Origin of the sequence: Kluyvera sp. EC_51, assembly GCF_019584505.1 — a bacterium.
Classification (GTDB): domain Bacteria; phylum Pseudomonadota; class Gammaproteobacteria; order Enterobacterales; family Enterobacteriaceae; genus Kluyvera; species Kluyvera sichuanensis.
This window is the reverse complement of sequence record NZ_VDAG01000042.1, coordinates 21,133-33,038: the sequence shown is the minus strand read 5'-3', so window position 1 is coordinate 33,038 and position 11,906 is coordinate 21,133. Positions and strand designations below refer to the sequence as shown.

At 55.0% G+C, this 11,906-nt stretch carries 14 protein-coding genes; 6 read left to right on the top strand and 8 right to left on the bottom strand.

The features are described from left to right. Positions 1-238: 238 nt before the first annotated feature. Complete coding sequence (punC, locus tag FHC49_RS10955; protein ID WP_220439752.1) at positions 239-1,432, bottom strand: purine nucleoside transporter PunC; 1,194 nt, start codon at positions 1,430-1,432, stop codon at positions 239-241. A 113-nt stretch (positions 1,433-1,545) separates the two neighbouring features. On the opposite strand from punC, the gene punR reads away from it, so the two are divergent. Continuing rightward, positions 1,546-2,457 (top strand): DNA-binding transcriptional activator PunR, encoded by a 912-nt coding sequence (punR, locus tag FHC49_RS10950; RefSeq protein ID WP_220439751.1) that lies wholly within the window; start codon positions 1,546-1,548, stop codon positions 2,455-2,457. Positions 2,458-2,474: 17 nt separating this feature from the next. Here punR and purR read toward each other — a convergent pair whose 3' ends face one another. Next, positions 2,475-3,500, bottom strand: coding sequence for an HTH-type transcriptional repressor PurR (purR, locus tag FHC49_RS10945; protein WP_185666145.1), 1,026 nt, complete (start codon positions 3,498-3,500; stop codon positions 2,475-2,477). Between the two features lie 294 nt (positions 3,501-3,794). Between purR and FHC49_RS10940 the strand changes: the two genes are divergently transcribed. Next, a complete protein-coding gene (locus tag FHC49_RS10940; protein ID WP_185666146.1) occupies positions 3,795-3,884 on the top strand; it encodes a YnhF family membrane protein in 90 nt (29 codons plus the stop codon). A gap of 160 nt (positions 3,885-4,044) precedes the next feature. After that, on the top strand, positions 4,045-5,211 hold the full coding sequence (locus FHC49_RS10935) for an MFS transporter (RefSeq protein ID WP_220439750.1): 1,167 nt from the start codon (positions 4,045-4,047) through the stop codon (positions 5,209-5,211). Between the two features lie 80 nt (positions 5,212-5,291). Here the strand turns inward: FHC49_RS10935 and sodB are convergent, their stop codons facing one another. Both sodB and FHC49_RS10925 read right to left on the bottom strand, forming a co-directional pair. Further along, entirely contained in the window at positions 5,292-5,873 is a 582-nt protein-coding gene (gene sodB, locus FHC49_RS10930) for a superoxide dismutase [Fe] (RefSeq protein ID WP_185666148.1), read from the bottom strand. A 123-nt stretch (positions 5,874-5,996) separates the two neighbouring features. Next, positions 5,997-6,818, bottom strand: coding sequence for a C40 family peptidase (locus tag FHC49_RS10925; RefSeq protein ID WP_185666149.1), 822 nt, complete (start codon positions 6,816-6,818; stop codon positions 5,997-5,999). Positions 6,819-7,161: 343 nt separating this feature from the next. On the opposite strand from FHC49_RS10925, the gene FHC49_RS10920 reads away from it, so the two are divergent. After that, positions 7,162-7,506 carry a Grx4 family monothiol glutaredoxin gene (locus FHC49_RS10920; RefSeq protein WP_035896299.1) on the top strand — a complete coding sequence of 115 codons (345 nt, stop codon included), beginning with the start codon at positions 7,162-7,164 and terminating at the stop codon, positions 7,504-7,506. Between the two features lie 65 nt (positions 7,507-7,571). Here FHC49_RS10920 and rnt read toward each other — a convergent pair whose 3' ends face one another. The 4 genes from rnt to FHC49_RS10900 form a co-directional block, all read right to left on the bottom strand. Further along, entirely contained in the window at positions 7,572-8,219 is a 648-nt protein-coding gene (gene rnt / locus FHC49_RS10915) for a ribonuclease T (RefSeq protein ID WP_220439749.1), read from the bottom strand. A gap of 104 nt (positions 8,220-8,323) precedes the next feature. Further along, a complete protein-coding gene (gloA, locus tag FHC49_RS10910; RefSeq protein WP_185666151.1) occupies positions 8,324-8,731 on the bottom strand; it encodes a lactoylglutathione lyase in 408 nt (135 codons plus the stop codon). 76 nt (positions 8,732-8,807) lie between these two features. Further along, positions 8,808-9,905: an alkene reductase gene (locus tag FHC49_RS10905; RefSeq protein WP_220439748.1), complete on the bottom strand. Its 1,098-nt coding sequence runs from the start codon at positions 9,903-9,905 to the stop codon at positions 8,808-8,810. Between the two features lie 55 nt (positions 9,906-9,960). Then, positions 9,961-10,557, bottom strand: a complete 597-nt coding sequence (locus FHC49_RS10900) for a TetR/AcrR family transcriptional regulator (RefSeq protein ID WP_220439747.1) — start codon at positions 10,555-10,557, stop codon at positions 9,961-9,963. A gap of 142 nt (positions 10,558-10,699) precedes the next feature. Here FHC49_RS10900 and FHC49_RS10895 point away from each other — a divergent pair, with 142 nt between their 5' ends. Together FHC49_RS10895 and FHC49_RS10890 are read left to right on the top strand one after the other, a co-directional pair. Continuing rightward, positions 10,700-10,939, top strand: a complete 240-nt coding sequence (locus tag FHC49_RS10895; protein ID WP_185666154.1) for a DUF1289 domain-containing protein — start codon at positions 10,700-10,702, stop codon at positions 10,937-10,939. Between the two features lie 50 nt (positions 10,940-10,989). Continuing rightward, positions 10,990-11,886 carry an aldo/keto reductase family oxidoreductase gene (locus tag FHC49_RS10890; RefSeq protein ID WP_220439746.1) on the top strand — a complete coding sequence of 299 codons (897 nt, stop codon included), beginning with the start codon at positions 10,990-10,992 and terminating at the stop codon, positions 11,884-11,886. Positions 11,887-11,906: the final 20 nt, after the last annotated feature.

Here is an 11,906-nt window from a genome sequence, read left to right as displayed (position 1 = left end):
GTTTGTGAGAAATCTCACGAAATTCGTGAGCCTGCTATCCGACGTAGCACAGAGGAAGGGAAGAATCCCTTGCCGAAAGCCAATCCATGGTTCAACGGGAAGCTATCCTGCTCCCGCTTAATAAGTTCAATCTATATTATTTATGTGATGCGGATCCAGTATAGGACGCTAAGTTTGTTGATTCAACTAAAAATCTTAGCGCCCTAATCATTTCCTGGGATATTGATATGAGTGATGTTTAGGCGTGAGAAGTGGCGTGTTCTATTTCACGTTCAGCGCGACGAGCGGCGAGTTGCATCCAGTAGCCGACGCCTGCGAGCAGCACGGTCACCAGCATCACGCTGGTGGTGGTCAGCAGCGGCGTGGCAATCAATGTGGATACCGCAAGGCTTGCCAGGAAACAGAGCCCTAACTGCAGCGTGTTTTGTAATGCAGCAGCACGGCCTGTTGCCTGTGGGAAAGGCTTCAGCGCCTGAGCGACGACGATCGAATAAATCGCGCCGTTGGCAATGGCCATCACGCAGAACGGAATCAGCAGGGCGGTCAACGAGGCGTTTTCTGCCAGACCCACGGCCCAGGTACCCACCACGCTCAGCGCGTAGATAACCAGCAGCCACGGCAGCATCTGGGCACCACGCCATTTTTGCAGCGCGGCGCGACAGCCGTAGCCGCCAATCAGGAAGGCGATGGTTTGCGGCACATAGCTCAGGCCAATGACCGTCGGGCTGTAGCCCATCTCATGTAAGATGAACGGTGAACCGGTCAGCCAGGCGAAGAAGCTCGCCGAACAGGCGGCGTAAATCAGCACGTTGCCGCGATAGTCTTTACTGCGCAGCAGGCGCATAAAGGTCAGCTTTTCTTCGCTAGTGGCATTTTTTTTGTGCGCAGGCTTGAGGCGGAACGCCGGGAGCATCAGTACCAGGGTGATAATAAACAGCGTGGCGAAGATGGCCTGCCAGTCAAAGTGCGCCAGCAGCCAGCTACCCAGCAGCGGGGCGAGCGCCGGAGAGAGCCCAACCAGCGGCATGATGGTGGCAAAAATGCGGTTGGTGCGCTGAGCGGGATAGTAGTCGGTGACCATCGCCTGCCAGGTCACCGCCGCAGCGCAAACGCCGACGGCCTGTACAAAACGCAGGACCAGCAGCGCGGTGCCATCGCGCACCCACAGCATGCCAATGCAGCCGATAGCGAAAATGGCTAACCCGGACAGCAGAATCGGCTTACGACCGTAGCGGTCTGACAGCGGCCCCCAGAGGAGCTGCGCGACGGCAAAACCGGCCAGAAACAGACTAAGACTCGCGCTGACGGCTGACGCCGGCGTTTGCAGGTCTTCCTGAATGGCGGCAAAGGCAGGGAGATACATATCGGTAGCCAGAAAGCCCAATACGCTCAGCCCCGCGAGCCAGACTAAAAATCCTTTCCCAGGTTGCATTAATTTCGCCCTTTTTATCATGAATAAACGATGCCGCTGAGTGTAGAGAGTGCATAACGGCTTGTGAAACGCTAATATTTGCGTCATGCATTCAAAAATTTTGCAGGCAGAAAATGTGGTCTGAATATTCACTGGAAGTGGTTGATGCGGTGGCGCGCAACGGTAGCTTTAGCGCCGCGGCTCAGGAACTGCACCGCGTGCCTTCTGCGGTCAGCTATACGGTACGCCAGCTGGAAGAGTGGCTGGCAGTTCCCCTGTTCGAACGGCGCCATCGCGACGTTGAGCTTACTCCCGCTGGCGCATGGTTTTTGAAGGAGGGGCGGTCTGTTATCAAAAAAATGCAGATCACTCGCCAACAGTGCCAGCAAATTGCTAATGGCTGGCGGGGGCAGTTGGCGATTGCCGTCGATAATATCGTGAAACCGCAGCGAACCCGGCAGTTGATTGTCGATTTCTATCGTCACTTTAGCGACGTGGAGCTGATTGTTTATCAGGAGGTGTTCAACGGCGTCTGGGATGCGCTGGCCGATGGTCGCGTGGAGCTGGCAATTGGTGCCACTCAGGCGATTCCGGTTGGTGGCCGCTTCGCGTTTCGTGATATGGGGATGCTCAACTGGCACTGCGTAGTGGCGAGTACCCATCCACTGGCGCAGATGGAGGGCCCGCTCAGTGATGATGTGTTGCGCAACTGGCCGTCGCTGGTGCGTGAAGATACCTCGCGATCGCTGCCAAAGCGAACAACCTGGCTGCTTGATAACCAGAAGCGCGTGGTGGTGCCGGACTGGGCTTCATCGGAAACCTGTATCTCGGCGGGGCTTTGCGCGGCGATGGTGCCGGGACATCTGGCGCAACCGTGGTTGGAAAACGGGGAGTGGGTGGCGCTACAGCTTGAAAACCCGTTCCCGGATGCCGCCTGTTGCCTGACCTGGCAGCAAAGCGAAGCATCTCCGGCATTAAGCTGGCTGCTGGAATATCTGGGGGATAGCGAGACGCTGAATGAAGAGTGGCTGCGGACACCCGAGTAGGGTGTCCGTGGGAACGCTTAGCGGCGGTAGTCGCGGAACGGGCCGTCGGCCACGGAGCGACGTTCGATAAGACGCGGATGCACCTCAATCGACTGCGAGGTCTCGCGTTTGCTGACGATACGGTCCATCAGCATGTTAAACGCCGTCTCACCAAGCGAATCTTTCGGCTGGTGAATGGTCGTCAACGCCGGGGTGAAGAAACGCGAGTTGCGCACGTTATCATAACCGATCAGCGAAATGTCCTGCGGCACGCGAAGACCCATTTCATCTGCGGCGCACAGTGCGCCCATCGCCATGATGTCACCACCGCAGAAGATAGCAGTAGGGCGCGGCTGCTGCGACAGGATCTGCTGCATTGCGCGATAACCAGATTCAGGCTCGAAGTCACCCTGCACAATCCAGTTCTTCGGTACGTTGATCTGCGCTTCTTCCATCGCTTTCATAAAGCCTGCCAGACGACCCGCGCCGGTGTTGCGCTCCAGTGGACCTGGGATCACGCCGATATCGCGATGACCACGCTCAATCAGGTAACGACCGGCGGTATAGCCGCCTTCAAAGGCGTTATCGATGACTGAGTCGGTGAAGTCCGCTTTGGCTTCGCCCCAGTCCATTACCACCATTGGAATGTGACGGTACTCTTCGAGCATCGTCAGCAGGGATTCTGGATACTCGGAGCACATGACCAGCAGGCCATCTACGCGCTTTTGCGCCATCATCGACAGGTAGGCGCGCTGTTTTTCCAGGTTATTCCAGGCGTTGCCCAGAATCAGGGTATAACCTTTCTCAAAGCAGTTTTTCTCAACGGCTTCGATAATTTCGGCAAAGTAGGCCGCTTCGCTGCTGGTTGCCAGCAAACCAATCGATTTGGTGTGGTTCACCTTCAGGCTGCGGGCAACGGCGCTCGGAGAGTAGTGCAACTCTTTGATCGCCGCCCAAACGGCTTCACGCGTCTCCTCGGCGACAAAACGCGTTTTGTTAATTACATGTGATACGGTTGTAGTGGAAACGTTTGCGCGCTTCGCTACATCTTTAATAGTTGCCATTCCATCTCACTCCAGACCCTGGCCTGCCCCTGATAAAATCGAAAGGAAAACGTTTGCCTTCACACACCCTGACGCAATTTTGTGGATTGCGATTCGCCGGGAAAACGATACAGGACGACAGGAGGGGGTCAATGGCCGGTACGCTTATAAATAAGCGTCGAATTTTGACTTATCCTGACGCAAAGTGGAAGAGTAAAAACCAACATCCTGCTAAATCTGTGAAGATTTTTGCGCAATACTGTGCAAAAATGAGTTAGCTCAGTTTTGCTGTAGCGATAAAAAGGAGAAAAGTTGATGAGTACCGAACTTAAGATGTCACTCACCACCACCGTCATTACCCTTGCGCTGATCGTTGCCGCAAGTTTGACTGCTGTACTGCATTAATTCCTCTGCGAGGGGGCACTCGCTCCCTCCTGTCTGATTGTTACTCGTTTAGCAATAATCTTTTGCTGTTTTGTACACTTCTGTTTTTATGTGATTGATGTCATGCTTTTGCCCATTATCGACATGCCGCGTCCCTCGTGCGGCCAACCGGAGCATTTGCATGAAAATTAACTTTCCCTTACTGGCGTTAGCCATCGGGGCCTTTGGCATCGGGACTACCGAATTCTCGCCAATGGGGCTCCTGCCGGTGATCGCAAAAGGCGTGGACGTCTCCATTCCCGCAGCCGGGATGCTGATCAGCGCCTATGCCGTAGGGGTGATGGTTGGTGCGCCGCTGATGACGCTGCTGCTTTCACATCGTGCCCGCCGTAACGCCCTGATCTTCCTGATGGCGATTTTTACCCTCGGTAACGTATTGTCGGCGATGGCGCCGGACTACACCACGCTGATGCTGTCGCGGATTATTACCAGCCTTAACCACGGCGCGTTCTTCGGCCTGGGTTCCGTTGTCGCTGCCAGCGTGGTGCCGAAGCATAAGCAGGCCAGCGCCGTTGCGACCATGTTTATGGGCTTGACGATTGCCAATATCGGCGGCGTGCCGGCGGCAACCTGGCTTGGTGAAACCATCGGCTGGCGGATGTCGTTCCTGGCAACGGCAGGCCTTGGCATTATTGCCATCCTGGGGCTGTGGTTCTCTCTGCCGAAGGGCGGGGCGGGTGAAAAACCGGACGTGAAACGCGAACTGTCGGTGCTGGTGCGTCCGCAGGTGCTGTCGGCGCTGCTGACCACCGTGCTGGGTGCGGGAGCGATGTTTACGCTCTATACCTATATTTCACCGGTGCTGCGGACGATAACTCACGCCACGCCAGCGTTTATTACGCTGATGCTGGTGTTGATTGGCGTCGGCTTCTCAATCGGTAACTACCTCGGCGGCAAATTCGCCGACCGTTCGGTGAGCGGAACGCTGAAGGGCTTCCTGCTACTGCTGATGGCAATCATGCTGGCGATTCCTTTCCTTGCGCAAACGCAGGTGGGCGCGGCGTTCAGTATGGTGGTGTGGGGGGCTGCAACCTTCGCGGTGGTGCCACCGCTGCAGATGCGCGTGATGCGCGTGGCACACGAAGCTCCGGGCCTTTCTTCCTCGGTGAATATCGGGGCGTTCAACCTGGGTAACGCACTGGGTGCGGTTGCGGGCGGGGCGGTGATCTCCGGTGGTCTGGGTTACAGCTTTGTACCGGTGATGGGGGCGATTGTTGCCGCGCTGGCGCTGCTGGTGGTATTCCTGAGCGGCCGTTCACGCGGTGAAGAGGTGCTGGCCAGCCAGTAAAAACAAAAACGCAGAAGGGAAACCTTCTGCGTGATACGAGATAACCCGGCGGAGCATGGCGATGCCGGGTTATTTTTTGCTTACGCCGCTAGATTTTCAGCCACAAACGCCCAGTTCACCAGAGCCCAGAAGTGCTCCAGATAGTTTGGACGCGCATTGCGGTAGTCGATGTAGTAAGCGTGTTCCCACACGTCAACGGTCAGCAGTGGTTTCGCATCGGTGGTCAGCGGGGTTGCCGCGTTAGACGTTGAAACGATAGCCAGGGAACCATCCGCCTTCTTCACAAGCCAGGTCCAGCCCGCACCGAAGTTTTTCACTGCGGCATCGGTGAACTGTGCTTTGAATTCAGCGAAGGAACCAAAGGATTTAGCGATCGCATCAGCGACGGCACCGGTTGGTTCGCCACCGGCATTAGGTGCCAGGCAGTTCCAGTAGAAGGTGTGGTTCCAGACCTGCGCTGCGTTGTTGAACACGCCGCCTTCAGAGGTACGGACGATCTCTTCCAGCGTTTTGCCTTCAAACGCCGTACCTTTGATCAGGTTGTTCAGGTTAGTGACATAGGTCTGGTGGTGTTTGCCGTAATGATACTCCAGGGTTTCCACGGAAATGTGCGGAACAAGAGCGTCTTTGGCATATGGTAATGCAGGTAATTCGAACGACATTGCTACTCTCCTTTATTATATTTGTACACTCAATAACCATGTATTAAGTAGGGATAGAGTAACAAATTAAAAGGTGAGATAAAAGATAAGCTTACCCCGTTTATTAACAAACGGGGTAAGTGATTAACGAATTGTCTTTGGTGTCACAACGCGGCGGGCGCCGACGTAGTGGCGGACCCAATAGTCTTCGCTCAGCGACGTTATCTGGATGTCCTGGCCGGTGCGCGGAGACTGAATAAATTTACCGTTACCGACGTACACGCCAACGTGATCGGCGGTGCCGCGGCCCTGAGTACGGAAGAAGACCAGATCGCCGCTTTCCAGCTCGCCACGTTCAACCGGGCGGGCATCGCGCAGGTGATACATTTCGTTGGCAGTACGGGGAATACGGATGTTGACCAGATCTTTGTAAGCGTAATAGACCAGACCGCTGCAGTCGAAACCGGTACGAGGGGAGTTACCACCCCAGCGATAAGGTTTTCCTAATTGGCCCATCAGCTTATTCATCGCGGTCTTCTGTACTTTCTGTACGCGAACTTTGTGCGCAGCGGCGATGGTCATCGGTTTGGATTCTACAGAACTGGTGGTGCAGACCTTCTTGTGACCTTTGCGAACCTTGCAGGTCGTGGTGACGCTGGCGGTTTTGACCGCGCTGCTTTTCGCGTGGGTTTTAGCGGAGGCTGTTTTCGATTTGCTGGCGGCTGGAGTCGCTTTCTTCGCTACGGCTGGCGTGGTTTTCTTCTTAGCGGCAACCGGAGTGGATTTTTTCTTAGCGTTAGATTTATTGTCCGCGTTCTTTTTCTTGCGTTCACTGCTTTTTACAGGAAGCGACTTTTGCGCCGTTGGGGTTTTGGCATGCCCTGTAGCATGCGCCAACGGCGTGAAGGATAACGATGTAAACAGCAATGCACAGAGCGTGAACGACCATTTTTTTATCTGCGCCACTGAACAACCCTCTGAGTAAGATGCAGGCCAAATGTCCTTGCCTGGGTATGGTTTACAAAACCCAACGATTCTAATCCATAAAAACACGAAATGTTAATAGTGTTTTTAAGGATAAAACGTTGTTTCGTTAGCAACTGCAAAAAAAAACATCATTTGATACATAATGAGTCAAATAATGAGCAAGCTTTTCATCAGCCTGCCGATAAACTCATATTTATAAAGCAACTTAACGGTTCAGACGATAAAATAGTAAAGCGTGAACAAAATGTTATTTTCTGTTCAGGGTCTGAAACGTTAAAATGTCAGACTACTGCCGTAAAAAGAAGTTTGAGGAAGCAAGATAATGAGCGAGACAATTGAAAAAATTCAGCGCCAGATCGCTGAAAACCCAATCCTGCTGTACATGAAAGGTTCCCCGAAACTGCCTAGCTGCGGTTTCTCTGCACAGGCCGTTCAGGCACTGTCTGCCTGCGGTGAGCGCTTTGCTTATGTCGACATCCTGCAGAACCCGGACATTCGTGCCGAGCTGCCGAAATATGCAAACTGGCCGACCTTCCCACAGCTGTGGGTAGACGGTGAGCTGGTTGGCGGCTGTGACATCATCATTGAAATGTACCAGCGCGGTGAACTGCAGCCCCTGATTAAAGAGACTGCGGCGAAATACGCTGAAGAGCCGAAAGCAGAATAATCGGTTCGCCCGGATACCGGGCACAGAAACAAAAAAGCGACCTGAAGGTCGCTTTTTTTATGCTGCTATTCTTCGGTCGCTATCGGCAGCGGCCAGCCGCCGAGGCGCTTCCAGCGGTTGACGATTTCGCAGAATAGAATGGCGGTCTGTTCAGTGTCATACAGCGCCGAGTGCGCCTGGCTGCTGTCGAAATCCATGCCCGCCGCGGTGCAGGCTTTTGACAGCACGGTTTGCCCCAGCGCTAGCCCGCTCAGCGCGGCGGTGTCGAAGGTGACGAACGGGTGGAACGGATTACGCTTAAGCGACGCGCGATCGGCGGCAGCCATCATAAAGCTGTGGTCGAAGGTGGCGTTATGCGCCACCATAATGGCACGATTGCAGTCGCTATCTTTCATACCCTTGCGCACCATCTTAAAGATGGCGTGCAGTGCGTCATACTCGCTGACCGCGCCGCGCAGCGGGTTGTTCGGGTCGATACCGTTGAACGCCAGCGCTTCCGGTTCGAGGTTAGCGCCTTCAAATGGTTCAACGTGGAAATGCAACGTCGTGTCCGGCATCAGCCAGCCTTGCTCATCCATTTTCAACGTAATTGCCGCTATTTCGAGCAGGGCATCCGTTTTGGCATTGAATCCCGCAGTTTCCACATCAATCACTACCGGATAAAACCCACGAAAACGGTCGCATAGACCATTAAGTTGCACATTGTCGGACATCAGAATCTCTTCACTTAGAAAAAGTAGCGCGCATTATGGCAAATTTTGCCGCGGCTTGGAAAGGCGGGGTAAAAAAACGGGCGCCTTAGGCACCCGTGGAGGAGTTAGTTGCCAAGGCCTTTGCCGGCATCTTTCTCTTCGATCAGTTCGATTTTATAGCCGTCCGGGTCTTCAACAAACGCGATCACCGTGGTGCCGCCTTTAACCGGGCCTGCTTCACGAGTGACGTTGCCGCCGTTCTGGCGAATGCGGTCACAGGCTTCTGCGGCGTTGTCCACGCTCAGGGCGATATGGCCGTAGGCGGTGCCCAGCTCGTATTTATCCACGCCCCAGTTGTAGGTCAGCTCAATCACCGCTTCATCGCTCTCTTCGCCGTAGCCGACGAAAGCCAGAGAGTACTTATATTCGGTGTTTTCGCTGGTGCGCAGCAGCTTCATGCCCAGCACGTTGGTGTAGAAATCAATGGAGCGTTGCAGGTCGCCGACGCGCAGCATGGTATGCAGTAAACGCATGTTATCCCTCGTCCTTACTTATGAATAATCTGGCTAGTATAGCGGCGGAAGGCCGCCGCTATCAATCAACGTGGGATTACAGCGCAGGGTAGTCGGTGTAACCTTCCGCGCCGCCGCCATAGAAGCTTTCCGGACGCTGCGGGTTCAGCTCGGCTTTATGCTGCAGACGAGCGACCAGATCCGGGTTGGCGATGTAGTCGCGACCAAAGGCCACGGCATCGATTAAGCCTTTCTCAATCAGCGCTTCCGCTTTTTCCGGGGTGTAGGCGCCTGCACCGATAATCGGGCCGTGGAAACGAGCGCGTACTTTTTCGCGGAACGCTTCGCTGTATGGCTGACCGCCGGCCCAGTCTGGTTCAGACATGTGCAGGTAGGCGATACCGCGTTTGCCTAGCTCTTCAATTAAGTAGAGCGCATCGGCTTCTTCGTTCGGGCCGTTGTCAACGTTCTGGAAAGTACCAATTGGCGACACGCGGATACCGATACGGTCTGCACCCCATTCTTTGATCCCTGCATCAACCACTTCCAGCACAAGACGTGCGCGATTTTCGACGCTGCCGCCGTACTGGTCGGTACGATGGTTAGAGGATGGTGACAGGAACTGGTGCAGCAGATAACCGTGCGCGGAGTGCAGTTCAACCAGGTCGAAACCGGCTTCACGAGCGTTAGCAATCGCCTGACGGAAATCGTTGACGATGCTAGGGATCTCTTCGGTTTCCAGCGCACGCGGCATGGAGGTATCAACGCGAGTGGCGTGACCGTTCTCATCGCGCAGCGACGTACGGGTGTTCGCGCTCAGCGCGGAAGGGGCAACCGGCGCTTCACCGTTTGGCTGCAGGCTGGAGTGGGAGATACGCCCGGTGTGCCACAGCTGAACGGCGATACGGCCATCTTCGGCGTGAACGCCAGCGGTGATTTTCTGCCAGGCTGCAATCTGTTCAGGGCTGTGCAGGCCAGGAGCGCCCTGGTAGCCTTTCGCCTGAGCGGAGATTTGGGTCGCTTCGGAGATGATAAGACCGGAGCTGGCACGTTGGCGATAGTACTCGGCCATCAGCGGGGTAGGAATGTCACCCGGAACGATGCTGCGCAGACGCGTCAGCGGGGCCATAAACACGCGGTTCGGGGCAGTAACCGCACCCACTTTCAGTGGGGTAAACAGTTTTTCTTGCGACATGGTGACTCCTGAGTAGACCGGTCGTCTAGTGATTAACGAAATAAAAACGCCGGGTTTAGTCCGGCGCGGCAATCAGATTCCTGACGTGCGTCAGCGCGCTTTCAAGCGGCATTGAACTGCGGGCCATTTTCGCCTGCAGATTTGCGCCCAACCACAGCGAGTAGAGTACCTGCGCCGTGGCTTCGGCTTCGCCACTGAATTTAAGGCAACCTTCACGGCGGCCATTTTCCAGCGCTTGCGCCAGCAGAGCCATAATCTGGCTGGCACCTTTGTTCATTTCTGTGCGCATATCTTCGGAAAGATCGCACACTTCGGCAGAGAGTTTAACGGTCAGACAACCGCTGATAAGACCCTGCTGGCAAAACTGGGTGAGCGTGTGCTGGTAATAGTCCAGCAGGCGGTCACGATAGTTGCCTGCGCCCTGGGTAAAATGCTGCACCAGGCGCTGGTGATAATCGGCAAAGTGCCGTTCCAGCATCGCGACGCCAAACGCCTCTTTTGAACGGAAATAGTGATAAAACGACCCCTTCGGCACTTCCGCCGTCTTCAGGAGTTCGCTAAGCCCCATTCCGGTAAACCCCCGGTGCATGCAAAGACGCTCGCCGGTAGCCAGAATGTGTTCACGGGTATCATGTTCAATCAATTTGCTCATGCGATGCACTGTAATAGACCGATTGGTCTAATGCAAATGAATTTTTGAAAATGCCGGTACACCCGCACGATGTGGGAGAAAAGTTGCGCCCCGGTGATTAAACGTCTTCAATGAGAGTATGACGAGGTAAAAGGGGGCTAACGTGGCGGAGCAACTGGAGTTTTTCCCGGTTCAAAGTCCGTGCCGGGGAATTTGTCAGTCGGATGAGCGCGGATTTTGCCGTGGCTGTTTTCGCAGCCGCGATGAACGCTTCAACTGGCAAAAAATGAACGATGCGCAAAAACAGGAGGTGCTGCGGCTCTGTCGTCAGCGTCTGCTGCGTAAATTACGCGCGGGTAAAGCGACGAATACGGAAGATCCTCAGCAGCCCTCACTGTTTTAAGCGCAAAAGTGCGTATACTCAATTCAATTTTTTTTGTTGAGGAAGTGGTTATGGTTCAACGTATTACCCTGGCACCACAAGGGCCAGAATTTTCCCGTTTCGTGATGGGCTACTGGCGTCTGATGGAGTGGAACATGACGCCACGTCAGCTGGTGAGCTTTATTGAAGAGCATCTCGACCTTGGGGTGACGACCGTTGACCACGCCGATATTTATGGTGGCTACGCCTGTGAAGCTGCGTTCGGTGAAGCGCTGAAGCTGGCGCCGCATCTGCGTGAACGAATGGAGATTGTCACCAAGTGCGGGATCGCCACCACGGCGAAGTCGGAACACGCGCTCGGTCACTATATTACCGACCGCAATCACATCATTCATAGCGCCGAACAGTCGCTGCGTAACCTGGCTACCGACGTGCTGGATCTGCTGCTGATCCACCGCCCGGATCCGTTAATGGATGCCGATGAAGTGGCGCAGGCGTTTACCGCGCTGCATCAGAGTGGAAAAGTGCGCCATTTCGGCGTCTCCAACTTTACCCCGGCGCAGTTTGCGCTGTTGCAGTCGCGTCTGCCGTTCACTCTGGCCACGAACCAGGTGGAGATCTCGCCAATTCACCAGCCGACCATTCTTGACGGCACGCTGGATCAGCTGCAGCAGTTGCGTATTCGCCCGATGGCCTGGTCCTGCCTCGGCGGCGGTCGTCTGTTTAATGACGATGAGTTCCAGCCGCTGCGCGATGAGCTGGCGAAGGTGGCGAATGAACTGAACGCAGGCAGCATTGAGCAGGTGGTGTATGCGTGGGTGATGCGTCTACCGTCGCAGCCGCTGCCGATTATCGGCTCTGGCAAAATCGAACGCGTGCGTTCGGCCATTGTCGCCCAGTCTCTGGATATGACGCGTCAGCAGTGGTTCCGCATTCGTAAAGCGGCATTAGGTTACGACGTTCCGTAATGTCAGTAATGCAGGCGGTC